The organism is Bosea sp. 29B, assembly GCF_902506165.1.
Taxonomy (GTDB): domain Bacteria; phylum Pseudomonadota; class Alphaproteobacteria; order Rhizobiales; family Beijerinckiaceae; genus Allobosea.
This window is the reverse complement of record NZ_LR733817.1, coordinates 6,054,977-6,079,238: the sequence shown is the minus strand read 5'-3', so window position 1 is coordinate 6,079,238 and position 24,262 is coordinate 6,054,977. Positions and strand designations below refer to the sequence as shown.

At 67.2% G+C, this 24,262-nt stretch carries 22 protein-coding genes; 7 read left to right on the top strand and 15 right to left on the bottom strand.

Features of this window, described 5'->3' with window-relative positions:
- Positions 1-18: 18 nt before the first annotated feature.
- Complete coding sequence (locus GV161_RS29555; RefSeq protein WP_152012831.1) at positions 19-840, top strand: crotonase/enoyl-CoA hydratase family protein; 822 nt, start codon at positions 19-21, stop codon at positions 838-840.
- Positions 841-850: 10 nt separating this feature from the next.
- The gene (locus GV161_RS29550) at positions 851-1,270 is read left to right on the top strand and encodes a DUF1330 domain-containing protein (RefSeq protein WP_152012830.1); all 420 of its coding nucleotides are present in this window, start codon (positions 851-853) and stop codon (positions 1,268-1,270) included.
- A gap of 11 nt (positions 1,271-1,281) precedes the next feature.
- On the opposite strand, the gene GV161_RS29545 is transcribed toward GV161_RS29550, so the two are convergent.
- The 3 genes from GV161_RS29545 to GV161_RS29535 form a co-directional block, all read right to left on the bottom strand.
- Entirely contained in the window at positions 1,282-1,755 is a 474-nt protein-coding gene (locus tag GV161_RS29545) for an ester cyclase (protein WP_244623926.1), read from the bottom strand.
- Between the two features lie 130 nt (positions 1,756-1,885).
- Positions 1,886-5,008 carry an efflux RND transporter permease subunit gene (locus tag GV161_RS29540; RefSeq protein ID WP_152012829.1) on the bottom strand — a complete coding sequence of 1,041 codons (3,123 nt, stop codon included), beginning with the start codon at positions 5,006-5,008 and terminating at the stop codon, positions 1,886-1,888.
- A 9-nt stretch (positions 5,009-5,017) separates the two neighbouring features.
- Complete coding sequence (locus GV161_RS29535) at positions 5,018-6,163, bottom strand: efflux RND transporter periplasmic adaptor subunit (RefSeq protein WP_152012828.1); 1,146 nt, start codon at positions 6,161-6,163, stop codon at positions 5,018-5,020.
- A gap of 255 nt (positions 6,164-6,418) precedes the next feature.
- On the opposite strand from GV161_RS29535, the gene GV161_RS29530 reads away from it, so the two are divergent.
- Entirely contained in the window at positions 6,419-7,156 is a 738-nt protein-coding gene (locus GV161_RS29530) for a class I SAM-dependent methyltransferase (protein WP_152012827.1), read from the top strand.
- Positions 7,157-7,240: 84 nt separating this feature from the next.
- Here GV161_RS29530 and GV161_RS29525 read toward each other — a convergent pair whose 3' ends face one another.
- From GV161_RS29525 to flgB, 7 genes are all read right to left on the bottom strand, one after another.
- A complete protein-coding gene (locus GV161_RS29525; protein WP_152012826.1) occupies positions 7,241-9,745 on the bottom strand; it encodes a cell cycle histidine kinase CckA in 2,505 nt (834 codons plus the stop codon).
- Between the two features lie 84 nt (positions 9,746-9,829).
- Positions 9,830-10,897: a flagellar biosynthesis protein FlhB gene (gene flhB, locus GV161_RS29520; protein ID WP_152012825.1), complete on the bottom strand. Its 1,068-nt coding sequence runs from the start codon at positions 10,895-10,897 to the stop codon at positions 9,830-9,832.
- Positions 10,898-10,909: 12 nt separating this feature from the next.
- Positions 10,910-11,668 carry a flagellar biosynthetic protein FliR gene (fliR, locus tag GV161_RS29515; protein ID WP_152012824.1) on the bottom strand — a complete coding sequence of 253 codons (759 nt, stop codon included), beginning with the start codon at positions 11,666-11,668 and terminating at the stop codon, positions 10,910-10,912.
- 77 nt (positions 11,669-11,745) lie between these two features.
- Positions 11,746-12,012 (bottom strand): flagellar biosynthesis protein FliQ, encoded by a 267-nt coding sequence (gene fliQ, locus GV161_RS29510; protein WP_091840857.1) that lies wholly within the window; start codon positions 12,010-12,012, stop codon positions 11,746-11,748.
- A 40-nt stretch (positions 12,013-12,052) separates the two neighbouring features.
- On the bottom strand, positions 12,053-12,385 hold the full coding sequence (locus GV161_RS29505) for a flagellar hook-basal body complex protein FliE (RefSeq protein WP_152012823.1): 333 nt from the start codon (positions 12,383-12,385) through the stop codon (positions 12,053-12,055).
- A 29-nt stretch (positions 12,386-12,414) separates the two neighbouring features.
- Positions 12,415-12,825, bottom strand: a complete 411-nt coding sequence (gene flgC / locus GV161_RS29500; protein ID WP_091840862.1) for a flagellar basal body rod protein FlgC — start codon at positions 12,823-12,825, stop codon at positions 12,415-12,417.
- 11 nt (positions 12,826-12,836) lie between these two features.
- The gene (flgB, locus tag GV161_RS29495) at positions 12,837-13,223 is read right to left on the bottom strand and encodes a flagellar basal body rod protein FlgB (RefSeq protein ID WP_091840864.1); all 387 of its coding nucleotides are present in this window, start codon (positions 13,221-13,223) and stop codon (positions 12,837-12,839) included.
- A 219-nt stretch (positions 13,224-13,442) separates the two neighbouring features.
- Between flgB and GV161_RS29490 the strand changes: the two genes are divergently transcribed.
- Positions 13,443-14,813, top strand: a complete 1,371-nt coding sequence (locus GV161_RS29490; RefSeq protein WP_159650532.1) for a flagellar biosynthetic protein FliO — start codon at positions 13,443-13,445, stop codon at positions 14,811-14,813.
- 117 nt (positions 14,814-14,930) lie between these two features.
- Positions 14,931-15,689 carry a flagellar type III secretion system pore protein FliP gene (gene fliP / locus GV161_RS29485; protein WP_152012821.1) on the top strand — a complete coding sequence of 253 codons (759 nt, stop codon included), beginning with the start codon at positions 14,931-14,933 and terminating at the stop codon, positions 15,687-15,689.
- A gap of 9 nt (positions 15,690-15,698) precedes the next feature.
- Here fliP and GV161_RS29480 read toward each other — a convergent pair whose 3' ends face one another.
- From GV161_RS29480 to GV161_RS29470, 3 genes are all read right to left on the bottom strand, one after another.
- Positions 15,699-19,112: a hypothetical protein gene (locus GV161_RS29480; RefSeq protein WP_152012820.1), complete on the bottom strand. Its 3,414-nt coding sequence runs from the start codon at positions 19,110-19,112 to the stop codon at positions 15,699-15,701.
- A gap of 231 nt (positions 19,113-19,343) precedes the next feature.
- A complete protein-coding gene (locus GV161_RS29475) occupies positions 19,344-19,943 on the bottom strand; it encodes a hypothetical protein (protein WP_152012819.1) in 600 nt (199 codons plus the stop codon).
- Between the two features lie 231 nt (positions 19,944-20,174).
- Entirely contained in the window at positions 20,175-21,083 is a 909-nt protein-coding gene (locus tag GV161_RS29470) for a LysR family transcriptional regulator (protein ID WP_152012818.1), read from the bottom strand.
- A 141-nt stretch (positions 21,084-21,224) separates the two neighbouring features.
- Between GV161_RS29470 and GV161_RS29465 the strand changes: the two genes are divergently transcribed.
- The gene (locus GV161_RS29465; RefSeq protein WP_152012817.1) at positions 21,225-21,986 is read left to right on the top strand and encodes a hypothetical protein; all 762 of its coding nucleotides are present in this window, start codon (positions 21,225-21,227) and stop codon (positions 21,984-21,986) included.
- 149 nt (positions 21,987-22,135) lie between these two features.
- Complete coding sequence (locus GV161_RS29460) at positions 22,136-23,011, top strand: tripartite tricarboxylate transporter substrate binding protein (RefSeq protein ID WP_159650530.1); 876 nt, start codon at positions 22,136-22,138, stop codon at positions 23,009-23,011.
- Positions 23,012-23,020: 9 nt separating this feature from the next.
- Here GV161_RS29460 and GV161_RS29455 read toward each other — a convergent pair whose 3' ends face one another.
- Together GV161_RS29455 and GV161_RS29450 are read right to left on the bottom strand one after the other, a co-directional pair.
- Entirely contained in the window at positions 23,021-23,818 is a 798-nt protein-coding gene (locus GV161_RS29455; protein WP_244623925.1) for a hypothetical protein, read from the bottom strand.
- On the bottom strand, positions 23,815-24,261 hold the full coding sequence (locus tag GV161_RS29450) for a DUF6468 domain-containing protein (RefSeq protein ID WP_152012815.1): 447 nt from the start codon (positions 24,259-24,261) through the stop codon (positions 23,815-23,817). Before GV161_RS29450 ends, GV161_RS29455 begins: the two co-directional genes overlap by 4 nt.
- Position 24,262: the final 1 nt, after the last annotated feature.

The window sequence follows — 24,262 nt, the reverse complement described above, 5'->3', positions numbered from 1 at the left end:
CGGAAGAAGGCCAAGGCCATGCCCGAGAATGATCCCGTCCTGATTCAACAGCGCGAGGCGATCGCGACGCTGACGCTGAACCGGCCCGAGAAGCTCAACGCGCTGAGCTACGGGCTGATCGACCGCCTGCTCGAGCTGCTCGATGCGATCGAGGTCGACCCGTCCATCCGCGCCGTGATCCTGACCGGCGCCGGCGAGCGCGCCTTCTCGGCCGGTGGCGACATTCCCGAGTTCTCGCGGAGCGTCGCGGCCGGGCCGGAGCAGGCGGTGCGCGATTTCGTCCGCCGCGGGCAAAAGCTGACGGCGCGGCTGGAAGCCTTCGGCAAGCCGGTGATCGCGGCGGTGAACGGGCTCGCCTATGGCGGCGGCTGCGAGGTCACCGAGGCGGTGCCGCTCGCCATCGCCAGCGAGCGGGCGATGTTCGCCAAGCCGGAGATCAATCTCGGCATGCCGCCGACCTTCGGCGGGACGCAGCGCCTGCCGCGGCTGGCCGGCCGCAAGCGCGCGATGGAGCTGCTCCTGACCGGCGATCCGTTCACGCCGCAGCGGGCGCTCGATATGGGGCTGATCAACGCGGTGGTGCCGCATGAGGCGCTGCTGCCGTCGGCGCAGGCGCTGGCAGCTCGCATCCTGCGACATTCTTCGTTGGCGGCGGCGAGCATCCTCACGGCGGTGACGCGCGGCATCAATGCCAGCATCGCCGAAGGATTGCTGATCGAGAGCGAGCAGTTCGCCCGCGTCGCGCCGACGGCCGATCTGCGCGAGGGGCTCGACGCCTGGATGGCGCGGCGGCAGCCGGTCTATTCCGGCGACTGGTCGCTGGTCGCCAAGGCCGGGTGAGGAAGCGGGCATGAGCGACCATGCGAGCTTCAGCCGCGAGGCCTTCGCCGCCTTCCGTGCCGATGACCGGCCGGGGCCGGTGCAGATGCTGAACCTGATCCGGCTCAATGCCGAGGCGCAGTACCCGGACGGACCGCATGGCGGCGGCCGCGAGGCTTTCGCCGCCTATGGCCGGATCAGCGCGCCGGTGCTGACGCGGCTCGGCGGGCGGATCCTCTGGCGCGGCGGCTTCGAGCAGACCCTGATCGGCCCGAGGGGCGAGCGCTGGGATATCTGCTTCATCGCCGAATATCCCAGCGTCGAGGCCTTCGCCGCGATGTTCCGCGATCCGATCTATCGCGAGGCGATGATGCATCGGCAGGCAGCGGTGAAGGATTGCCGCCTGATCCGCCTGGAATCGCGGGAGGCGGGCGTGACCTTCGCGGGATAGGGCGGGGCCACTCAGCCCTGCTCCAGGCGCCCGATCAGGCCGTGGATGTCGCCGAGCACGAAGAGGTCGCGCACGAGGCCGTCCTCGAAGGTGAAGGCCGGTGCGCCATGCCACCAGACATGGCGGCCGCTCGGCGGCAACCCGAACATCTCGCGGCGATGGAAGCCGTGGAAGCGCAAGCGCCCGAAGACGCGGTTGCCTTCCTCGACCAGTGCCAGGATGTCCGAGGTGTAGTCGCCGAGCGAACCGGTGACCCAGTCGACATAGCCGGCGAATTCGCGATGGCCGCGCAGGACCGGCCCGAGCGAGCCGCGAAAGGTGAAGTCCTCGTGAAAAATCCGCGGGATCAGTGATTTGTCGGCGTGGTCCCACATCTCCTTGTAGAAGATCCGGACAAGCTCCTTCTGCGGCGAGAGCACGACGCCGCGAAAATCGAGGGCAGGTTCGTCCGGCGGTGCCTCGCGCCCCTTCGGCATCTGCGTCATGTTTACCCTCCCGTGCTGGCGCAGGCTTTCGAAGCCAGGCTTTGCGCACACTCGGCCGAAGGGGCGCCCGAGGGCACAGCAAATCTCGCAAAGCGCTGTTGGCAAACCGCCCGCGCAGTCTGGGAGCTGATCAACCTGTCGCCTGGGATGTTTCCGCCGGGGCGGGCGCCTTCGCTCCCTTGCTGCCCAGCCGCCGCGAGAGCCCTTCCATGAACAGGAAGATCACGGGGGTGATGAACAGGGTCAGCACCTGCGAGACGATCAGCCCGCCGACCACAGCGAGGCCGAGCGGCTGGCGCAGCTCGGCGCTGGCGCCGGCGCCGATCGCGATCGGCAGGGCGCCGAGGATCGCCGCCAGTGTCGTCATGATGATCGGCCGGAAGCGGCGCAGACAGGCTTCGCGGATCGCGGTGTCGGGCGGCTCGCCGGCGCGCTGCAGTTCGAGCGCGACATCGATCATCATGATCGCGTTCTTCTTGACGATGCCGATCAGCATCAGCAGCCCGATCACGGCGATGACCGAGAGGTCGAGGCCGAAGAGCTTCAGCGTCAAGAGCGCGCCGAGCGCTGCCGCCGGCAGGCCGGTCAGGATGGTCAGCGGGTGGATGAAGCTCTCATAGAGGATGCCGAGCACGATGTAGATCGTCAGCACCGCGCCGGCGATCAGCAGGCCCTGATTGCCGAGCGATTGCTCGAAGGTCTTGGCGACGCCGGCGAAGCTGGTGCCGATCTGCGGCGGCAGGCCGAGCTCGGCCTTGATTACATCGATGCGCTGCACGGCTTCGCCGAGCGCCCGGCCGGCCGGCAGGTTGAAGGAGAGGGTGACGGCCGGGAGCTGGCCGAGCTGGTTGACCGTGAGCGGGCCGGCCTTGCGCTCGATCCTTGCGAAGGTGCCGAGCGGGACGAGCGCGCCCGAGGAGGAGCGGAAGCGGACCTGGTCGAGCCGATCGTTCGACCATTGGATGTCGGGGTTGAACTCGATGATGACCTGATAGCTGTCGCTGGTGGTGTAGATCGTCGAGATCTGGCGCACGCCGAAGCCGGAATAGAGGCTGGAGCGCAGTACGTCGGCGCTGATGCCGAGCGACTGCGCCTTGGCCCGGTCGACGACGAGGTTGGCGAGCAGCGCCTTGTTCTGCAGGTCCGTGGTGACGTCGACGAAGAGCGGGTCGTGTTGCAGCGCGTCCAGCATCTTGCCCGACCAGTCGGAGAGCGCGGCCTGGTCGATCGACTGCATCACGAACTGGTACTGGCTCTTCGAGGAGCGCGCGCCGATGTTGAGGTTCTGCACCGGCGACATATAGGTCGCGATGCCGGGGATGGCGGCGAGCTCTCGGCGCAGCCCCGCGAGCATCTGCTGCAACGGCGGGCGCTGGTCCTTCGGCTTCAACTCGACGAAGAGCCGCCCGGCATTGAGGCTGCTCGACTGGCCGCCGGAACCGATGGTCGAGGCGACATGGGTGACATAGGGCGAGCGCCGGAAGACCTCCTCGACCTTCTGCTGCAACGCCGACATTGCGTCGAAGGAGATGTCCTGGCGCGCTTCGGTCGCGACCTGGAGCTGGCCGATGTCCTCCTGCGGGAAGAAGCCCTTGGGAATGGTCACTACCAGCCAGGCGCTGGCGGCGACGCTGGCGAGGAAGAGCATCAGCACGGTGCGGCGGTATTTCAGGCTGAGGTCGAGCCCGGAGCGATAGGCGCCGAGCACGGCGTCGAAGCCGCGTTCGAGGAAGGCGAGCCGGTCCTTCTTTCCAGACTCAGCATGACCTGCTGCGCTCGCGCTGAGCCGGGCGCACATCATCGGCGTCAGCGTCAGCGAGACGAAGGCCGAGGCGAGGATGGCGACGGTGACGACCACCGCGAACTCGTTGAAGACGCGCCCGATCACGCCGCCCATCAGCAGCACCGGGATGAACACCGCGACCAGCGAGAGCGAGATCGAGATGATTGTGAAGCCGATCTCGCTCGAGCCCTTGAGCGCCGCGTCGAAGGCGGAAAGCCCGTCTTCCTCCATATGCCGGACGATGTTCTCGAGCATGACGATCGCATCGTCGACGACGAGGCCGACGGCCAGCGTCAGGCCGAGCAGCGAGATGTTGTCGATCGAGAAATCGAGCAGATACATCGCGCCCAGCGTCGCGATCAGTGAGATCGGCACCGCTACCGCCGGGATCAGTGTCGCGGTGAAGCGGCGCAGGAACAGGAAGATCACCGCGACGACCAGCACGATCGTCAGCCCGAGGGTGAATTGCACATCCTCGACCGCCTGGCGGATCGAGGCGGAACGGTCGTTGAGCAAGCCGAGCGTCGTCGCCGGCGGCAGCAGCGACTGCATCTGGCCGATCGCGGTCTTGACCCGGTCGACGACCTCGACCGTGTTGGCGTCGGGCTGGCGGAAGACCGCGACGACGAGGGCGCGCGAGCCGTCATACCAGCTGGCGAGCTGCAGGTTCTCGACAGAGTCGATCACCTTGGCGACATCGCCGAGCCGGACAGGGCGGCCGTCGCGGGTAGCGATGATGATATCGGCGAAATGGCCGGCATCGGCGAGCTGGGTCTGCGCTTCCAGCGTCAATTGCTGCGGGCCGGACTGCATGGTGCCGACCGGGGTGTTGACGTTGGCGGCGGTGATCGCCGCCTGCAATTCGTTGATGCCGATGCCGCGGGCGGCCAGCGCGGTCGGGTCGACCTGGATGCGGACCGCGTATTTCTGGCTGCCGAAGATCTGGACCTGCGCTACGCCCTCGACGGTGGACAGCGTCGGCGAGAGCACCTGCTGGACGAAGGCGTCGATCCTGGAGAGCGGCGTGACCTCGCTCTTCAGCGCCAGCAGCAGGATCGGGGCGTCGGCAGGATTGAACTTGCGGTAGCTCGGCGGCGTCGTCATGTCGACCGGGAGCTGGCGCTGGGTCCGCGCGATCGCCGCCTGGACGTCGGCCGCCGCCGCGTCGATGTCACGGTCGAGCGCGAACTGGATCGCGATCGAGGTGTTGCCTAGCGCGTTGGTGGTCGCGATCGAATCGATGCCGGCGATGGTGGCGAACTGCTTGATCAGCGGCGTCGCGACCGAGGTCGCCATGATTTCGGGCGAGGCGCCCGGTAATTGCGCGGAGACGTTGACGACCGGGAACTCGGCGCGTGGAAGCGCCGCGACCGGCAGCGAGCGCCAGGAGAAGAGGCCGCCGAGGATGAGCGCGCACGACATCAGGATCGTCGCGACAGGGTGGCGGATGCAGAAGGCAGAGACCGACATGGCGCGCCCTCACGGCTTGCTGGTTTGCGGGGCGGTAAGCCTGATCCTGGCGCCCGGCGCCAGGCGCGACTGGCCTTCGGTGACGACCTTCTCGTCCTGAGACAGGCCCGAGGCGAGCGCGGCGACGCCGTTCTCGTTGGAGGCGACCTTGACCGGCCTCGCCTCGACCGTGTCGTCGGGTTTGGTGACGTAGACGAACGGGCCCTTCTGCCCTTCCTGCAGCGCAACCGACGGCACCGTGACCGAGCCGGGCATCATGCCGAGCTGGATGACGACGTCGACATATTGCCCCGGCCAGAGCCGGTGCGGATCGTTGGCGAACAGCGCCTTGACGCTGACCGTGCCGGAGGGGATGTCGACGGCGGAATCGATGAAGGAGAGGTCGCCGGTGGCGAGCTCCTCGCGCGTGCCGGAGGCGTAGGCGGTGACCTTGGCCGGCGTCGATGCCTTCGCCGCCGCCTGCAGCAAGGTCAGGTCGCGCTCGGGCAAGGTGAAGGTGACGCGGATCGGGGCGAGCTCGGTCACCGTCACGAGGTTGCTGCTGGCGTCATTGGCGCGCACCGCATTGCCCGGCGTCGCGGTGATGGCGCCGAGCCGGCCGGAGATCGGGGCGGTGATCGTGGTGTAGCCGAGCCGGACCCGGTCGAGCGCGAGGGTCGCCTCGTCCGCCTTGACGGCGGCGTTGGCGACGGCCTCGTCGGCGGTGGCCTGGTCGAGCGCCTGCTGCGTGCCTGCGCCCTTGTCGACGAGGCTCTTCTGGCGGGCGAGGTCGGCGCGCTTTTGCGCCACGGTCGCTCTGTCGCGCTCGACATTGGCCTCGTCGCGGGCGACCTGCGCCTTGAGCTCGCGATCGTCGAGGGTGAAGAGCAGGTCGCCCTGCTTGACCTCCTGGCCCTCCTTGACGTGCATGTCGGCGATGACGCCGTCGAGGCGGGACTTGACCGCGACGATGGCGACCGGCTCGGCGAAGCCGATCGAGCGGCGTGTAACCGGAATATCGGCGCGGTCGGCGAGCACCGTCGTGACCGGGCTGGCCATGGGGCCGGCGCGGCGCTCGGCATGGGCCTGCTCAGGGCCGTCCTGCGGCCTGATCACGCGCCAGGCGGCAAAGGCGGCGATGGCCACCAGGAGGGCTATGATCGCGTAACGTTTCATCGAAGGCCCCGGCGCGGCGCTGTCCACGCGCTACTTTACCGCCTCCCGCCGCAGGGGGCCTGTCCGCCGGATGAACTCTTCGTAATGCTGGCGAAGGGCGCGGCGAGCAGCAGCCGGATAGCGCTCCGTCAAAACGCGGAGCGAAGGCGCACGGTTTCTTGATCGGATAGGCACCAATTCTACGATCCCGGGGGCAATTATTTAATCTGTCTGCGCTATCTGCCTGCTGGTGAGTGCTTGGGAAGGTTGCGCTGCATGAATGCGCTGTCGCCGAATGATTTCAGGTCGTCGATCGATCTGGAAAAGCGCAAGTTCCATATGAAGTCCTATTTCGAAAGCAGCTTCTATCGGCAGTTTCGCTCGGCGAACATGGCGTTGAGCGCGCTGGGGCGCAGTCCTCGTGTCCTGTCCCTTGGAGCCGGCGGCGCTTTCGTCGAGGAAATCGTCCAGAAACATCTGGATGCTTCGGTCTTCGTAGTCGATTTCGCCGAGACCCTGGCGATCGAGAACGATCTCTACGGCAATTTCGCCGGAATGTTTGCCGGCGACATCTCGGCGCCGGACTGGGTCTCACCGCTCGACGGCGTCGATGCGGTGTTCTGGTTCGACAATATCGAGCATCTGCGCATCGATCCGACGAGGATCCTGCGCAAGCTGCGCTCGGCGCTGTCGGAGAACGGCCAGATCTTTATCACCACCGACAATTTCGCGCGGCTGCGGAACATCTTGAAGCTGATCTTCAATCGCTCGATCGTCGCCTTGCCGAAGGATCTCTTCGCCGAGGTCGATTTCGAGCACGAATACGTCCACCGGCGCGAGTATACGCGGCCGGAGCTGGAGGCTTGCCTCCGGGAAGCCGGCTTGAAGCTCGTCGAGGTCGAGATGCTCTGGCAGAGCCCGTCGGAAAGCCTGAAGAAGCTGCCGTTCCGGAGCTTCGAATACCTGTTCCCGCGCTTCCGCCCGCATATGCTGATCCGGGCGCAGAAGGCCTGAGGCGCAGGTCAGCGCGCCGAGCCGCCGGTCGAAGCAGGCGGCAAGGGCTGAGCACTGCAGGCGACCCTCTGGCCGCCGCAACTGCTAGCTCATCGCCGCCTTCACCGTCTCGACGAGCTGCTTCATCGTGAAGGGCTTGGGCAGGAAGTGGAAATCCTCTCCTTCCGGCAGGTTCTTGCGGAAGGCCTCCTCGGCATAGCCGGAGACGAAGACGACCTTGGTCGACGGGCTGCGCTTGCGCAGTTCGCCGAGCAGGGTCGGCCCGTCCATCTCGGGCATGACGACATCGGAGATGACGAGGTCGATCTTGCCCTCGTGCTTCTGGAACTGGTCGAGCGCCTCGACGCCTGAGGCTGCTTCATGGACGGTGTAGCCGCGCGAGACCAGCATGCGAGCGTTGAGGGCGCGCACCGCATCCTCGTCCTCGACCAGGAGGATGACGCCCGCGCCCGTATGATCGGCGGCAGCCTTCTTCGGCGCCTCCTTTGCAGCGGCCTCGGCGGCGATATCCTCTTCCGTCGGGATATAGCGCGGCAGGAAGATGCGGAAATTGGTGCCGCGTCCGACGACGGAATCGCAGAAGACGAAACCGCCGGTCTGCTTGACGATGCCGTAGACCATGGAAAGGCCGAGGCCCGTGCCCTTGCCGACATCCTTGGTGGTGAAGAACGGCTCGAAGATCTTCTCCAGATGCTCCGGCGAGATGCCGGTGCCGCTGTCCTCCACCTCGAGCAGGACGTAATCGGTCGCGGGGAGGGCGTCGTAGCCGAGTTCGCCGATCTCGGCCGCCGGCACGTTGCGGGTGCGGACCTGGAGCTTGCCGCCGCCCTGCATGGCGTCGCGGGCGTTGACGGCGAGATTGACCACGACCTGCTCGAGCTGGCCGAGATCGGCCTTGACCGGCCAGAGATCGCGGCCCTGGCGGACATCGAGCGAGATCTTGTCGGCGACGACGCGCTTCAGCATCAGCGAGAGGTCGGAGAGCACGTCGCCGAGGGCCAGAACCTGCGGGCGCAGCGTCTGCCGACGCGAGAAGGCGAGCAATTGCCGGACCAGGGAGGCCGCCCGATAGGCGTTCTGCTTGATCTGCATGATGTCCGGGAAGGACGGGTCGGTCGGCTTGTGGCTGGCGAGCAGGAATTCCGAGGCGTTGATGATGACCTGCAGCACGTTGTTGAAGTCGTGCGCGATGCCGCCGGCGAGCTGGCCGACCGCCTGCATCTTGCCGGCCTGGTCCATATTGTCCTTGAGTTTGCGCTCGGCCGTGGTCTCCAGCGCATAGACGATGGCACGCTCGCCATCGGCGTCCTCGCTCGCCGGGACCGGCGACAGATAGAGCCTTGCCGAGCGACCATCCTCGCCTGATAGCGCCACATCGAGCGGGGCGATCTCGCCCTTGCCTGCGAGCGCGGCGTCGAAGGCCTGGGCGAAGGCGCCGTTGCCATTGACCAGCTCCTGGATGGTCGCTGGCTGGGCCTGGCCTTGCATCAGGCGGGCGAAGGACGCGTTCGAGCGCAGGATCGCGCCATGGCGGTCGACGGTCGCGATCGCCATCGGCGTCGCATGGAAGAAGCGGGCGAAGCGCGCCTCGGCGTCGGTGTGACGGTCGGCGCCGGCTTCGCCGGCAGCGCGATTGAGCACGAGGGTGCGCGAGGCGCCGGCGCGTCCGTCCTGCCCGAAGGCGACCTGGTGGTGCAGCCGGACCGGCAGCGATTGGCCGTTGCGGCGGCGCAGGTCGACGTCGAGCACCTCGATGCGGACATCGCCGGGCTGGCCGCGAATGGCCTGGATCAATGCTGCGGCGTTGGGCGAGGCGATGTCGTCCAGCTGCAGGCCGCCGGAGCCGAAGCGGGCGAGATCATAGTCGAGCCAGCCGGCGAGCGTGGCGTTGAGATAGGGCACCTCGCTGTCGGCGTCGATCGACAGGAAGCCGGCCGGCGCGTGGTCGAGATAATCGATCGCGTGCTGCAATTCCTGGAAGGCGTTCTCCTGGCGCTCGCGCTCGGGCGTGACGTCGGCGACGCTCCATTTGCAGGCCGGGCGGCCGGCGCGGGTGATCGGCGTGACGCGCACCCGGTACCAGCCGACGGCGCCGCGCTCGTTCAGCGCTGGTTCCAGCCGGATCTCCTCCGACAGCCGGCGGCCGGCGCGGGCGGCGGTGGCGAGGCGGTAGATCGCCTCGGAGACCTCGGCGCGGCCCTTGAACAGGCGCTCGACCGGGGCGATCTCGCTGGCGTTGCGGGCGCCGGCGAAGGCGAGATAGGCCTCGTTGGCGTAGACGATGCGGTTCTCGCCCTCGGTGACGACGACGCCGTCCTCGGCGCCGTCGACGATCGCTTTGGTCAGGTCGTTGCGGGCAGAGCGGCCGGCGAACTGGATCAGCCCGATCGCGAAGGCGAACAGGCAGAACACCCCGACGACCGAGAGCAAAGCGAGCAGGCCGAGGATCAGCGGCTGGGCCCATTCATTGGCGATGAAGCCGAGCGCGATCGCGGCGCCGACCAGGAGGCCCGCGACCAAAAGAATGATGCCGACATGGCCGGGCCGGTCGGAGCGGTCGATCGCGCTCGGTGCCGTGCTTGCGCTCATTGCAGCGGGTCCGTTTCCTTCAGTCGCCCGTCGGTGATGGGTCGGCGCCGGGCATAGCGTAGAGAGGTCTGCCCGACCAGTGAGTTAGGCGCGCCGGCGCTTCAGGCGCAAGACGTATCCGATGACTTCGGCCACCGCCTGATAGTGTTCGACAGGAATCTCGTCGTCGACGTCGACGGTGGCGTAGAGTGCGCGCGCCAGAGGCGGGTTCTCGACGATCGGGATGCGGTGCTCGCCGGCGACCTCGCGGATCTTGAGCGCGATCGCATCGACGCCCTTGGCGAGGCAGAGCGGTGCGCCCTGACCGTTCTCGTATTGCAGGGCGATGGCGTAGTGGGTCGGGTTGGTGATGATCACCGTCGCCTTGGGGACCTGCGCCATCATGCGGGAGCGCGCGCGCTGGGCGCGCAACTGCCGGAGCTTGGCCTTCACCTCGGGATTGCCCTCGGTGTTCTTGTATTCGTCCTTCAGCTCCTGCTTGGTCATGCGCTGGCGCTGGTACCAAGTGAAACGCTGATAGCCGAAATCGCCGATGGCGATGACCGCGAAGATGGCGAGAACGCTCGCCATCAGCTTGATCGTCAGCACCAGAACGGCCGGCAGCAAAGCGTGCACGTCCATCTGGGCGAAACCCTGCAGGCGGTCACGTTCGCCCCAGAGCACCAGCCAGACGCCGACGCCGACCAGAGCGATCTTGGCGAGGCCCTTGGCGAAGTTGACCCAGGCCTCCTTGCCGAAGATGCGCTTCGCGCCGGCCATAGGCGAGATCCGGTCGAACTTCGGCATCATCGGCTCGGTGGTCCAGAGCGGCTTGTGCTGGATCAGGGCGCCGAGGAAGGCGGCGATGAGGATGAAGCCGAGCGGCAGGGCCATGATGGCGAAGCCGGTCATCACGCCCTTGCTGGTGACGTGGAAGAGCGCGCCTGCATCGTCCGAGACCTGATGGGCGTTCATCAGGAAGGAGCGCAGCGAGAGCGCGGCGTCGCGGGCGGAGCTGCCGGCGGCGACCAGCAGCGCCAGAGTGAAGCCGCAGAGCACGAAGAAGGTGCCGATCTCCTGGGATCTCGCGACGTCGCCCTTCTCAATGGCCTCGTCGAGCTTTCGCTGGGTCGGTTCTTCTGTGCGATCTTCGTTCTCGACGTCTCCCGCCATCGCTCTGTGTCCTTACAGGCCGATGAACTGGCGCAGGAAGGCGCCGAGATCGTCGAGGAAGACGCCCATCATCACCCCGACGGAGGCGAGCAGCACCAACATGCCGCCAAGGATCGAGGCAGGGACCGCGAGGAAGAAGACCTGGAGCTGCGGCATCAGCCGCGCCAGCACGCCGAGGCCCAGATTGAACAGCAGGCCGAAGACGATGAACGGCGCGGAAATCTGCACCGCGATCGAAAACCCCTGCGCCATCGCCTTGACCGCGAGCGTCATCACGTCGCCGATCTCGGGGAAGCCGCCGGGCGGCAGTAGGCGATAGCTCTCATGGATGGCGGCGAGCGCCAGATGATGCAGGTCGGCGGCCAGGATCAGCGTGATCCCGAGCATCGACAGGAAGTTGGCGAGCGAGGGGTTCTGCAGGCCGCCGGTCGGATCGACGGTGACGGCAAAGCCGAGGCCGAGCGTCTGGGCGATGATGAAACCTGCGGTCTGGAGTGCCCCCATCAGCAGGCGCGCGCTGGCGCCGATGACGAGCCCGACCAGGATCTCGCTGATCAGGAGCCCGCCGAGCGCCACCGGGGTCTGGGGGATCGTGATCGTGCCGCGCGCCATCGGCAGGATCACGAGCGCGACGAAGAAGGCGAGGGCGAGCCGGCCGCGCGAGAGGATGAGGCGCTCGCCTATGCCGGGCATCAGCATGACGAGAGTGCCGACGCGCGCGAAGACCAGCACGAACAGCGCGCTGATCTCGGGCAGGATGGCGATCTGCATCGGGCGGACCCGGCTCCTGCGCCAGCAAGGCGCGCCGGCCGGACTCCGCAGCAGGGAGGCGCTGGCTGGCGCTGGACTCATTCGCCCGTGGCGATTCGGACGGCGACCCTGCCCATATAACCCGCCAGAGCGTCGCCCATGAACGGCAAAAACAGCAGCAAGGCGGCGAAGACCGCGATGATCTTGGGTACGTAGACCAGGGTCTGCTCCTGGATCTGGGTCAGCGCCTGGATGAGCGAGACGACGAGGCCGACCACGAGCGCGATCAGCATCAGTGGCGCGCCGGCCTTGAGGAAGACGACGATGCCGTCGCGAGCGACGTCGAGGATGGCTCCGGAGGTCATCAGCTTGCGTTCCGTTTTCGTGTTCGGCGGGGTGGCGGCGTCAGACCGGCATCCGCATGATTTCCTCATAGGCGGCGATGACGCGGTCGCGCACGGCCACCAGCGTCTCAATCGCGGCCTCGCTCTCGGCCACTGCAGTGACGACGTCGACGACGTCGGAGCGGCCGGCGGCGACCTTGCCGGTCTGGATATCGGCCTGGCGGGCGCTCTGGGCGGTCGATTCGAGCGCCTTGCTGACCAGCGAGGAGAAATCGGGCAGGCCGGCTCCGGCGCCGTCGAGGCCGCCGACCGAGGCCGGCTTCTTCAACAGGGCGCTCGTGCCCACTCCCTGCATCGAGGCATAGGCGCCGGCGGCAAAGCTCGAGGTGGTCATCGGTTTGGCTCCGCTTCAGCCGTGCCTGATCAGGCGCGCAGGATGTCGATGGTGCGCTGGATCATCCGGCGCGTGGACGAGATGACGTTGAGGTTGGCCTCGTAGCTGCGCTGGGCCTCGCGCATGTCCATCGTCTCGATCAGCGAGTTGACGTTGGGCAGCTTGACCTGGCCGCTGGCGTCGGCCGCCGGGTGACCGGGATCGTATTTGCTGCGGAAGTCGCTGCGGTCGCGGCTGACGCGGCCGAGCTCGACGACCTGGGCTTCGAGCTCGCGGTCGAGCTTGCCCTGGAAGGTCACGATCTTGCGCCGATAGGGGTCGGTGCCGGCGCGTTCCGGCGACGAATCGGCGTTGGCGAGATTCTCGGCGATGACGCGCATGCGGCCGGCCTGGCCCTTCAGGCCGGAAGCGGCGACGGCGAGACTCTTGAGCAGATCCATGACGCGGCTCCTTACCGGCCTTTGCCGATCGCGATCTTCATCAGCCCGAGGCTCTTGCTGTAGAGCGAGGCGGCGAGCTGATAGTCGGACTGGTTCTGCGCGACCTTCATCATCTCGTCCTCGAGATTGACGCTGTTGCCGCTCGGTGTGGTCTCGAAGCGCTTGGGATCGCGCGGGTCGAAGCCGCCGTTCTGGCCCGAAAGGCCCAGATGCTGTGGCGAGGTCTGCGCCAGCGTCACGCCGCCATTGCCGGCCGGGGACGGGGCACGCAGGTCATGCGGCTTGAAGCGCGGCGTATCGGCATTGGAGACATTCTCGGCGAGCAGCTTCTGGCGCGCCTGGTGCCAGTGCATCCGCGTCTTCAGCGCCCCCATCAGGCCAAGGCCGTTGTTCGCCATGCCGCAATCTCCCGTCGGCTCCTGCCGAAGTGGGAAATTATTGCCGGGTGCATGGTTAATATCGGGTTAATTCACAGGGATCTGCACGATGGGGTTAACCATCCGCTAACCATGTTTCCCGAATTGGCGGGGCTTATGATATAGCCAACCCCGTCTATCCGCCTGAGCGCCCTTACAAAGAGCGGTCAGCGGCTGTCGCGTCGCTTCATGAGGCAGACCTTGCAGACTCTGTTTGGCTTCGAACTTTCCTCCGGCTTGCGTTGGATCATCGCCTTCGCTGTGGTGCTGCTCCTGGTTGCGCTGCTCGGCTTCTTCCTACGGCGCATGAGCGGTGGTCGGCTGAAGTTCAAGGGGCAGGGCGGAGGCCGCACCCGCCAGCCGCGCCTCGGCGTGGTCGACGTCTACGATCTCGACCGACAGCGCCAGCTGATCCTGGTGCGGCGCGACAATGTCGAGCACCTCGTGATGATCGGCGGCGCCTCCGACGTGGTGGTCGAGACCAATATCGTGCGCAGCGGCGGACGCGTCGCGGCGCCCCTGCCGAGCGAAGGCCTGGCGGAACGCCCGCTGGCGTTCGAGCCCGAGTCGCGCCCGCAGCCCGTCGAAGACACCCGGCCGACGCCGCCTCTGCCGGTGCCGGCTCCGGCGGTACCGGTCGATGCCGTGCCGCCGCCGCGGCCGGTCTCGCCGCCCCCGGCTCCGCCGCGCGCAGTCGTCCAGCCTTCGATTCAACCTCAGCCGCCGCGGCCGGCCCAGGCGCCGACGTCGATTCCTCCGGTCGTCGCTGCGGGTGCTGCCGGAATCAGCGCGACCCTGGCGCGCGATCCCGCTCCTGCCGCCAGCGCCAGCGAGCTCGGCGACATGGCCCGCCAGCTCGAAGAGGCGCTGAAGCGTCCGTTCTCCGCGGTGCGACCCGGCTCGGCCGGTCCGCGACCTGAGCCCGAAGCGCCGCAAGCGTCCAAGCCCGCCGTGCCGCCGGCTCCTCCCGTACTGCAGGCCCCCGTCAAGCCTCCGGCTCCGACTCCCGAGCCCGCGCGCCCGGCACTCGACATGGAAGCCGAGCTCGAAATGGCGCTGGGGCTGAAGCCGGGGCCCGCACGTCCGGCCGCAGCCGAGGCGCCGCTGGTCGCCCCGCCGGTCTTCGCGCCACCGAAGCCGCCCGCTCCCGCACCGATGAAGCTGGACGAGAAAAAGCCCGAGCCGGCGAAGGAACAGGCGTTGCCGGTGCCGGCCTCGGAGCCGGAGAAGCCCGCCAAGTTCGCGCCCGTTTTCGACGACGTGCTCGATGCGGTCGAGAATGCTGCCAAGGCCGAAGCGCCGGCCAAGAACGAGCCCAAGCCGAACGAGCAAAAGCCTGCCGAAGGCAAGCCGGTCGAGGTGAAGCCTGCGGAGTCCAAGTCGACGGAAACCAAGCCGACGGAAACCAAGCCGGCGGATGCCAAGCCAGCCGACACCAAGCCGGCCGAGGCCAAGCCTGCAGACGAGCCGAAGCCGGCCGCCAAGGCGTCCGAGGACGACCCGTTCTCGGTCGATGCGATCGAAGCCGAATTCGCCCGCCTGCTCGGGCGCGATCCCAAGCCGAAGGGCTGAGCTTGCTCCCCGGCGCGAAGGCGCCGGGGGATAGCCGCCGAAACCCTCTTCGCCCGGCCCCGAGCCTTGCTCTAGCGTTCCCGCGAGCCCGCGCCTTGATTCGGGCAGGGACGGATGATGGCCAGGCAGATACTCACGGGACGGAGACTGCGCTGGCTGGCGGGTTTCGCCGCCACGCTCGGCGTACTCGGGATCGCCGCCGTCGCTCAGGCCCAGACGCTTTCGCTCGATCTCGGCCAGGGCGGCGTCACCGAGCGGGCGCTGCAACTGATCGCTGCGATCACGGTGCTGTCGCTGGCGCCGTCGATCCTGATCATGGTGACCTCGTTCACCCGCATCGCAGTGGTGCTGTCGCTGCTGCGTTCGGCGCTCGGCACCCAGACCGCACCGCCCAATGCGGTGATCATCGGGCTCTCGCTGTTCCTGACCGGCTTCGTGATGGCGCCGACCCTGAAGGAGGCCTATCGCGTCGCCGGAGCGCCGCTGATCGCGGGGCAAATGCAGCCGCAGGAGGCGTTCGAGCGCGGCATCGTGCCGTTCCGCGAGTTCATGCTGAAGCATGTGCGCGAGAAGGACCTGGCGCTGTTCATGGAGATGTCGCGCGAGCCGAAGCCGGAGCGGCCGCAGGACATCCAGATCCAGGTGCTGGTGCCGGCCTTCATGATCTCGGAGCTCAGGCGCGCCTTCGAGATCGGCTTCCTGCTGTTCGTGCCCTTCCTGATCATCGACCTCGTGGTCGCGTCGATCCTGATGTCGGTCGGCATGATGATGCTGCCGCCGGTGACGGTGGCGCTGCCGTTCAAGCTGATCTTCTTCGTGCTGGTCGACGGCTGGGGGCTGGTCGCCGGCTCGCTGGTAAAGAGTTACGGCAGCTGAAGCATCCGCTCAGCCCTGGCCCGGCTTCGGCCCGGCATTGGCGGCATCGGTCTCGGCGGGCTTGCGCCGCTCGCGCACGGTGCTGGAATAGGCCGGGTAGCGCTTGCGGTATTCCTTGAGGAACTCGCTCATCGTATCGGAGCCGGCCGCAGCCCGCGCCGCTTCGCGGATGTCGGCGGCGCTGGCCCGGCTCGCGCCGGTGACGAAGCCGAACAGGCGGGCATCGGCGCCCTGCGCCATCTTGGCGGCGAACTTGGTGCGCAGCCGGTCGAGCGAGAGCGCCTCGTCCGACATGACATAGCCGACTGCGGCGCGCATCACGTCGGCGCGCTCGCCGTCGGCGAGCGGCGCCTGGCCGCGCCAGCTTTCGCCCAGGATGCGTTCGAGCGCCTCGCCGGCTTCGCGCCAGCGCCGGCCGTTCCAGAGGATGTCGGCACCCAGCCGGTCGACCTCGGGTCCGTTCTCGCCTTCGAGCAGGTCGAGCGCCTGGTCGGTCCGCGAGAGATCGGAGAGCGCCTTGGCTTCCAGCAGCAGGCGGGCGCGTTTGACGTCGGCCGGCAATTCGGCGAGCCGGGTCGAGACGATCGCCTGCAGCGCCTCCGCCGGCTTGCCGTTCATCAGCCGGATCATGGCGAGCCGCGTCGCCACGGTGGAGCGCGCCGCGCCGGTCAAGCGGCGGTCCATCTGGTATTGCAGGATCTCGCTGGCCTGGTCGAGCAGGTCGAGCTCGACCAGCCGGTCGGCGAGCAGACGGGTGATCTCGTCGCCGCGCCGGCCGATCGGCAGGTAATCCTTGAAGTCATAGAACAGCGCCAAAGCTTCGAGCCGCGGCAGCTTCTCCAGATTGGGATCGCTGAATAGCGCCTCGAAGCGCTGGGCGGTCTCGTCATGCAGCAGCCGCGTCGCTGGGTCTTCCGGGAAGACCTCGTTGGCCCGCCGTGCCGTCTGGAAGGCGTCGCGCCAGCGCTGCTGCTCGGCATAGAGGCGGCCGAGCTCGGCCAAGGCCTCGATCTCGACCTCGCCGCCGCGCCAGATCGCCGAGACGGTCTCAAGTCGGGCGATGGCTTCGTCGGCCGAGAAGTCCGCGCGTTTCTCGGCGCGGGCGAGCTTCACGGCGCGCAATTGCGCTTCGGCCGCGACCGGCCGGGTCTTTGCCTCGAAGAGCGGCTTGTAGCCGTTGATCGCTGCCTCGGGCCGGCCGCTGACATCGTCGAGCCGGGCGCGCAGCAGCGCCAGCTCCTCGGGATGGACCAGCTCCTCGGGCATGTCGGCGAGCCGGCCGATCTGCTTTTCCGCCACCGTCGCTTCGCCGGTGGCGAGCGCAGCCTGTGCCATGGCCGGGCGGAATTCCGCCTGGAGGTCGGCGGGATAGCGATCGAGGATATCCTCGGCCCGGCGGAAGCCGGCGAGCGCCTGGGCGTTGCGGCCGAGCCGCTGCTCCGAGAGCGCACGCCAAAGCCCGGTCTCGGCCTCGTCGCGGATCGGCGCGGCATCGAAGGCCTTAAGCGCCTCGGAGCTGCGTTGCATGCCGGTAGCGATCACGCCGCGCAGGAAGAGCGCGTCGCGATTGCCGCGCATCGCGGCGTCGTCTGCGAGCAGCGCATTCAGCGGCCCGGCCGCTTCCGGCATCATGCCGTTGGCGGCGAGGAAACGGGCGAGCGCCAGCCGGGTCTCGGATTTGCGGCCACGCGAGGCGGCGGCGACCTCGCGCAGCAAGGCCGCGGTGCGGTCGCGGATGTCGTTGGTGTGCAGAGCGGACCAGGCCTCGCCGTCGAGCAGCGGCCGGGCGGGAGCCTGGGCGGTCTTGTCGGCTTCGCGCGGCTTCTCGGCATCGAGGCTGACGATCAGGCCATTCTGCCGTCCGATCCGGACCTCTTCGGTGTCGGCGCGTACGGCAAGATCGTCGGCGACGGCGCTGACGACGACGCCATGGGCGCTTTGCGGCAGGCCGAACTCGAGGAAGCGATAGGGCTTGGAGACCGCGCGCGTCGGGCCGAGCGCGGTTGCGACCGCGAGGTTCGGGCCGCCTTCGCTGTTCTCCAGCCAGTGCACGCCGGTCAGGCCCGGCACCGGGACGGCGACGATGGTCTGGCCGCGCTCGTCGGCGTCGCGGCGGGGCGTGAGCGCGACGGCGGGCTTGCCGCCCTTGTCGCCGAAGCTCAGCGACCATTGCGCGTTGTCGTCGGAGAGCCGGACCAGCTGCTGGCGGCGCGTCTTCAGCCTGACGAGGGTGACCTTGGCCTCGCGCGTGACGGTGACGCCCTCGATCAGCGCCGGCAGCACGCCTTTGAGCTTGTCGGGATCGAGCGTGTCGCGCGTGTCGAAGACGAGCGTGACCCGGCCCGGTTCGGTAAAGGCGGCGGCGCCTGTCGGCCGTGAGAAGCGGAAATCGATGCGCCCGCCATCGCCGTCGACAGCGGAAGCGATTTCGACGTCGCGGGGCGGCGCGTCCGGGGCGACGGCGGTCGCCGGCTTGGGCTGGGCGGGCGGTGCCTCGGCTTTCGGGGCGGGAGATGGCGGCGCCGCGGCTGGCTTCTGCTCGGACGGCTTGCCGTCCGCCGGCCTGGTCTCGGCCGGCTTGGCTGCGCCCGGCGGGGCGGCCTGCAGATCGGCGAGCGAGAGCGGGGTGGCGGCGCCGGGATAGGGCAGGTCGACGGTCCAGCCGGCCTCGTCGCGGAAACTGCGGAGCTGGCGGTCCTTCGGCACGCTGAAGACGAGCTGCGTGCGGTCGTCGCCGATCGTCGCCTGCTCCAGCGTGAAGTCTGCCGGGAGCAGGCTACGGATCTGCGATGGCGTCACCGCCAGCGGCTGGTCGAAATTCAGTGTCAGCTTGCCGTCATCCAGACCGGGGGTGAGCAGAGCTTCGGGCGGCGCCGAGAACATGAAGCGATCGAGCGTTGGCAGGCGGGCGGCGCGGAAGCCGAGCGGCTTCGGCGCGGGCACCGGCATGCGGGCGATCTCGCGGGCGCGCGCCTCGGCGAGGCGCAGGCGCTGAGTGAGTTCGGCGAGAACCTCGGGCGGCAGGCCCGGCAACTGCCCGGTCCAGTTCTCCGGCAGCAGGTCGACGAAGGCCTTGTCGCCGGCTTCGAGCAGATTGGCGCGATAAGGGCGGGCGAGCGCCAGGCGCAGGCCGCGCCCGTCGGGGTCGATCCTGATCACGGAGACATAGGCCGGCAGCTCGGCGGCGAGCCGGCTCGGATCGAGCTTCACCGGCTGGCTGAAGCCGATCATGACGACGCCGTTGGCAACGCGTACCCGCGTCGTCACCGGCTCGTCGAAGGTGAAGGCGATGCGGCCGAAGCCGGCGCGCATGGCTTCGCCCCGCAAGGTGGCAGTGGCAGCCGTTGCCGGCGCGGCAAAGCCGGCAGCGAGGCTCAATGCCGCCAGGCCGATGCCGAAGCTCAGGGACCGCAGGATACGCACGACCGCTACTCAACCCGACGCGATAGGAGGAGCGGCGACAGGCTGCTCCAACCTGCGCGGAGGCTAGCCCGTCAAGGATAATGGAGGGTTAAGAGTGCTTCATCGTAAGGCCGCATAATCAGATATCTGTTCGAAGGATCGGCGCTGACTGTCGCAGTAAGCCATCGAGCAGGATGCGTTGATTGTTGCCAGATCGGCTCGTTTCTGAGCCGGGTCGTGATGTCAGATTTGTCAATTTCTATTCAATTTTTCATATCTAATCTTGCGTTCTTTGTGTACGTCCCAGTGTTTTTTTACGTTATAATATAATACTAATGCGTCCAGTATGATTGCAAATATATAATACAGCAACTCCGTTGAGTCTGTTTTGCAATAATTTATAATATATATAGAGATAATTATTTGATATAAGCACGGTGTGCTTAATATTATCATTTGAGATAGAGTTCTGCCGTCCAAAAAATATACTTTTTGTTTTGCTAAATCAGACTCCTCCCAGAATTTTATTCCAGATTCGTCATTTAATTCAGTTAAAATATAATTCCATAGCTTATCAATAACTAAATGATGCCCGAGCACAATATTGGTAAATGCTAAAGATATCAATGGAATTGGCAAAAGTAATAATATAGATTCAAAGTGACTTGCTGACGCTGTGCAGGCGCCGAGTAATTTTTGGTGCTTCTCGATTGAAATTGCTGTGTATGCGCCAGCTGCCGCCATAAAAACAAAAAGCGCCTGATCTCTTAGTGAAAATCTCTGGTTTATCTCGGTTCGAACCGAGTTATATGCAGCTAAGCGTTTTCCATTTCCTGCGGATTCTTCTGCCATAGGCTTTTCTCGCTGGGGCGCCATGTGAAACATAATAAAGGCGATTCTCAACAAGAAGTCTTGAGCTATCAAGGGCGCAATTGGAATAGCGTGGGCAAGAGCCCAACCCACGTTTAGAGGAGCAATGCGTCGGAACAGAAATACGCGTCGAGCAGTGTTTCTGCCGGCTCCGAATTGGAACGCCGCGAAGTGGGATGCAGCGGCAGGGTAGCGTGGAAAACGCGAGGCAACTCACGCATGGCTTGCCGCGTATTTGCGCGCGCTGCGCGCCAGATGCCGCGCCAGTGCCCGTGCCGCCGGGGACAAGGTCCGGCCGTTGCGCACGCAGATCTTGAGGCAGGCCTTGCGCAGATTGCGACCCTGGAGCGGAACCGCGACCAGGCGTCCTTCGGTGACATCCCGCCGCGTCGCGCAGCGCGTAAGGACGCTGACGCCGAGGCCGGCCCGCGCGAAGGAGCGCAGCGACTGGATCGAATTGGTGACCAGCGCCGGCTTGAGCGCGACGCCGGCCGCGGCGACCATGTCGTCGACGAGACGGCGCAGGCCGAAGGTCCGGTCGGGCAGGGCAAGGCGCATCTCGCCGATCTCCGAGATCCTGACCGACGCCCGTTGCGCGACGGCGTCGCCGGGATGGGCGGCGAGGACCAGCGCGTCGGCGATCTCGGCGAGCGAGAGCACGCTGCGATGCAGGATCGGGTTGAAGGCGACGATCACATCGGCCTCGTCGTCGAGCAGGCGCTGCACCAGCTGGTCGGAGCTCGCCACCATGATGTCGAAGCTCACCGATGGGTGGGCGGCCGAGAATTCGGCCAGCGCGGGATAGACGAAATCGTCCATCGCGCCCTCGACCGTCCAGACGCGGACATGCCCGCGCTTCATGCCCTGGAGCTCGTCGATGGCGGCGCGCGCGGTCTGGACGCTGTCGAGGATGGTGCGGGCCGCCTCCAGCACGGCCGCTCCCGCCGTGGTCAGCCGCATGCCGCGTGCCCGGCGCTCGAACAGGACCGTGCCGTACTCCTCCTCGAGGCTGGCGATCTGGCGGCTGATCGCCGAGGGCGCGACGCGCAGCGTATCGGCCGCCTCGCGGACCGAACCGTGATCGGCGACGAGCGCGAAATAGCGATAGCGGGTGAGCGACATGGCAACGGGCCGCGGTCGATGCGAGAGCCTGGAGTGTAAGCGAGTGTTGCCGGATCGGCAACGAACTCTCCGCGAAACCGCGCTGGCTGAGCTGCCAGCCCGCCCTCTACGACTAGGAAAACCAGGCGAGGAACCGACCCGATGTACTCCACCCGCACCAGCCAGGACGGCAGCTACAGGTTCATCCCGGCCGTCTACCAGTATTCCGGCGGGGTCGCGGCCGAGCCGGGCTTCCGGATCGAGCGGGCGCAACTGGCGAGCCCGGTTGCGCTGGACAAGGGCCTTGCGCTGATCGAGGCGCATCTGAAGCGGATCGGCCGGCCACTGGCGGCGTTCTGCGCCTGCGAGCTGCGCTCGCCGGAGCCCTTCTCGGAAGGCGGTTTCGACGCCTTCAACCGGCTCTACGCATCGCGGCTCGATCAATGGGGCATCCTGCAGGGGCAGGTGAACCCCGTCGCCCGCACCAATATCTGCCCCGAACTCGGCAAGCCGGAGGCCGTCTCGCTGCACGCCTTCAGCTATACCGTTCCGGATGCCTCGGCGGGGGCGAGCTTCGTGGTGGCGGGCAGCGGCGAGGCGCCCGAAGGCGGCGCGAGCTACGCGCACGGCACGATCCGGCCGGGTGACGCCTCGCCCGAGGGCGTGCGTGCCAAGGCCGAATGGGTGATGGGCGAGATGGAACATCGCCTCGCCGGGCTCGGCCACGACTGGCGGGACGCTACGGTCGCGAACATCTACACGATCCGCGACATCCATCCGCTGCTGGCGGATGTCCTCCTGCCGATCACCAGCCTCGGCCGCGCCGTGACCTGGCACTTCTCGCGGCCGCCGGTGGCTGTGCTCGACTACGAGATGGATGTACGTGGCCTGCCGCGGGAAATCGTGATCGAGGCGTCTGCCTGATCGCGGCCAGCGATGTGATGCGTTGCCAGAAATCGAACGGTCAAGTGGAGACGATCCCGATGTTGCTCGATCGACGTGCGCTTCTCCTGGCAGGATTGACCCTGCCGACGCTGGCAAAGGCACAGTCTGTCTGGAAACCGGAACGCCCGGTGCGTCTCATTCTGCCGTTCACCGCGGGAACCTCGATGGACCCGGTGGCGCGGCTGGCGCAGGAGAGCCTCAAGGACACGCTCGGCCAGAGCGTCGTGGTCGAGAACATCGCGGGAGCGGCGACCGTCATCGCTGGCGCCGAGACGCTGAAATCTCCGCCGGACGGGCATACCATGCTGATGATCGCCAACAGCTTCGCGGCGAACATCACGCTGCGGACACGAACCGCGGATTGGCAGCGCGCCTTCGTCCCGGTGGTGCAGGCGACGGTGGTGCCGCATGTGCTGACGGTGGCGCCGGCGCTGAAGGCGGACTGGGCTGGCTTCGTGAAGCACCTGCGCGAAGGTGGCGGGGCGATGACCTATGGCTCGCCGGGGATCGGCACCTCGCCGCATCTGGGCGCGGAGCATTTCCTGCGTCTCGTCGGCGGCAAGGCGGTGCATGCGCCCTATAATGGGACCTCGCAGCTTTTCGTCGACCTGTACGCCGGCCGGATCGATTTCGCGCTCAGCAACCTGCCCGATGTCGTGCAGCCGATCGCGGAGGGCAAGCTCGTCGCGCTCGCGGTCACTTCCGAGCAGCGGGTGCGGGAATTACCGGGTGTCCCGACCTTCGCCGAGCTCGGCCTGCCGGGCCTGCTGTCGGACAGCTGGTTCGGCATCATGGTCCGCCGCGACACGCCGGCGGCCGCCCGCGAGGCGCTGGAGCGCGCCTGGCTCACGGCCCTGGCGCGCCCTGATGTGCGCGAGCGCCTGCAGGGGTTGAGCTTCACGATACTGGCGCGGCCGGGCGCCGAGTTCGAGAAGGTGATCGACCGGTACGTTGCGACCTATGCGACGATCATCAAGGAGAGCGGCATCACCGTCCAGCAGTGACCGGTGGGGTCAGCGCTTCGGCGCGGGCTCGATCGCTTGCAGCTCGTTGCCGGCCGGCGTCGGGGCTGGGGCGCGCTCGGTGGCGACTGCGGGGCGGCCGCGCACTGAGAGGGCGACGGTGAGGCGCTCGGCCGCCTCGGGCGACATGGCGGCAAGCACGTCCGACATCTTGCGCGGGCTCATCTGCTGGACGACCGGAACCAGGATGTCGAGCGCCAGCCGGTCGAAGACGCGGGCGGCGTCCTTCGGCTTCATCGTCTCGTACATGATCACCAGGTTCTTGACCGCCTGATTGGCCTCGCTCTCCTGCTTGCGCGGGCCTTCGACCTTTTCTTCCAGCGCCTTGAGGTCGTCGACGCGGCCGCCGAGCTTCTTCTCGGCCGAATCGAGCAACTTCTCGCGCATGTCGAGCTCGCGCATGCGCGCCTCGATTTCGTCGCGGCGCTGGCCGAGGCGCTCGAGCAGGGCCTTCTCCGCCGGCGAGACCGGCTGGACAGTGCCGTTCATCAACCCGGCCTTGTTGTTCGGATTGGTGTCGCGCTTGGCCTGCTCCTCGGGCGAGGTCTTCGGCTTCGGCGGGTCGATGGTCCCGGTGGTCTCGGGATCCATGAAGGTGTCAGGCTGATGGGCCTTGGCGATGACCTTGGCGAGGCCCCAGACTTCCTTCTCCGGCTTCACGGTGAACACCGGGGCGCTGGCGGGCACTTTGCCCGGATAAGGCTCCCCCGACCAGGCGAGCAGCTTCAGCGCCAGGAGGCCCATGGCGCCGAGGATGACGGCCGGGATGAGGCGGGGCGTCTGGATCACGCAGCCTGGCCTTCGAGCCTGCGGGCGGCGCGGGCGCGGATCGCGGCGGCAGCGTCGGCGGTGCTGGCCATGCGGGAGAGGGCAGGCTTCTCCGCGACGGGCTCCGGCGCGGGCGCGACCATGGTCGCGGCGCTGACGATCTGGCCGATGCGCTCCATCACGGTCTGGCCGGCCTCGATCTGCTGGGCGAGGTCGGCGGCATAGCGCTCGGCGGTCTGCAGCCGCTCGGCGAGGGTTCGATCGCAGTCGCCCAGGGTCAGCTTCAGGCCGGCGATGGCGCGCTCTGCGGTATCGGTGGCGGAGATCAGGGCGCCGATGGTCTGGCGCATCGCGCTTTCATCGGCCTTCAGCCGCTCGATGCGCTTGGAGAGCACGAAGCAGGTGACGATGGTGGCGACCAGCAGGCAGGCGACCAGGACATCGGCGATCAGGGTGATGGTCATG

Coding starts and splice junctions, on each gene's coding strand:
- flgB (WP_091840864.1), bottom strand. CDS start 13,223: ATGGCGAACAACGGCCTTGGCCTGATGGGGGCGCTGAAGACGCGGATG.
- GV161_RS29470 (WP_152012818.1), bottom strand. CDS start 21,083: ATGTCGCTCACCCGCTATCGCTATTTCGCGCTCGTCGCCGATCACGGT.
- flgC (WP_091840862.1), bottom strand. CDS start 12,825: ATGGATCTGCTCAAGAGTCTCGCCGTCGCCGCTTCCGGCCTGAAGGGC.
- fliP (WP_152012821.1), top strand. CDS start 14,931: ATGGCCAGGCAGATACTCACGGGACGGAGACTGCGCTGGCTGGCGGGT.
- GV161_RS29475 (WP_152012819.1), bottom strand. CDS start 19,943: ATGGCAGAAGAATCCGCAGGAAATGGAAAACGCTTAGCTGCATATAAC.
- GV161_RS29540 (WP_152012829.1), bottom strand. CDS start 5,008: ATGTCGGTCTCTGCCTTCTGCATCCGCCACCCTGTCGCGACGATCCTG.
- GV161_RS29525 (WP_152012826.1), bottom strand. CDS start 9,745: ATGAGCGCAAGCACGGCACCGAGCGCGATCGACCGCTCCGACCGGCCC.
- GV161_RS29530 (WP_152012827.1), top strand. CDS start 6,419: ATGAATGCGCTGTCGCCGAATGATTTCAGGTCGTCGATCGATCTGGAA.
- GV161_RS29465 (WP_152012817.1), top strand. CDS start 21,225: ATGTACTCCACCCGCACCAGCCAGGACGGCAGCTACAGGTTCATCCCG.
- flhB (WP_152012825.1), bottom strand. CDS start 10,897: ATGGCGGGAGACGTCGAGAACGAAGATCGCACAGAAGAACCGACCCAG.
- fliQ (WP_091840857.1), bottom strand. CDS start 12,012: ATGACCTCCGGAGCCATCCTCGACGTCGCTCGCGACGGCATCGTCGTC.
- GV161_RS29535 (WP_152012828.1), bottom strand. CDS start 6,163: ATGAAACGTTACGCGATCATAGCCCTCCTGGTGGCCATCGCCGCCTTT.
- GV161_RS29555 (WP_152012831.1), top strand. CDS start 19: ATGCCCGAGAATGATCCCGTCCTGATTCAACAGCGCGAGGCGATCGCG.
- fliR (WP_152012824.1), bottom strand. CDS start 11,668: ATGCAGATCGCCATCCTGCCCGAGATCAGCGCGCTGTTCGTGCTGGTC.
- GV161_RS29505 (WP_152012823.1), bottom strand. CDS start 12,385: ATGACCACCTCGAGCTTTGCCGCCGGCGCCTATGCCTCGATGCAGGGA.
- GV161_RS29550 (WP_152012830.1), top strand. CDS start 851: ATGAGCGACCATGCGAGCTTCAGCCGCGAGGCCTTCGCCGCCTTCCGT.
- GV161_RS29450 (WP_152012815.1), bottom strand. CDS start 24,261: ATGACCATCACCCTGATCGCCGATGTCCTGGTCGCCTGCCTGCTGGTC.
- GV161_RS29545 (WP_244623926.1), bottom strand. CDS start 1,755: ATGACGCAGATGCCGAAGGGGCGCGAGGCACCGCCGGACGAACCTGCC.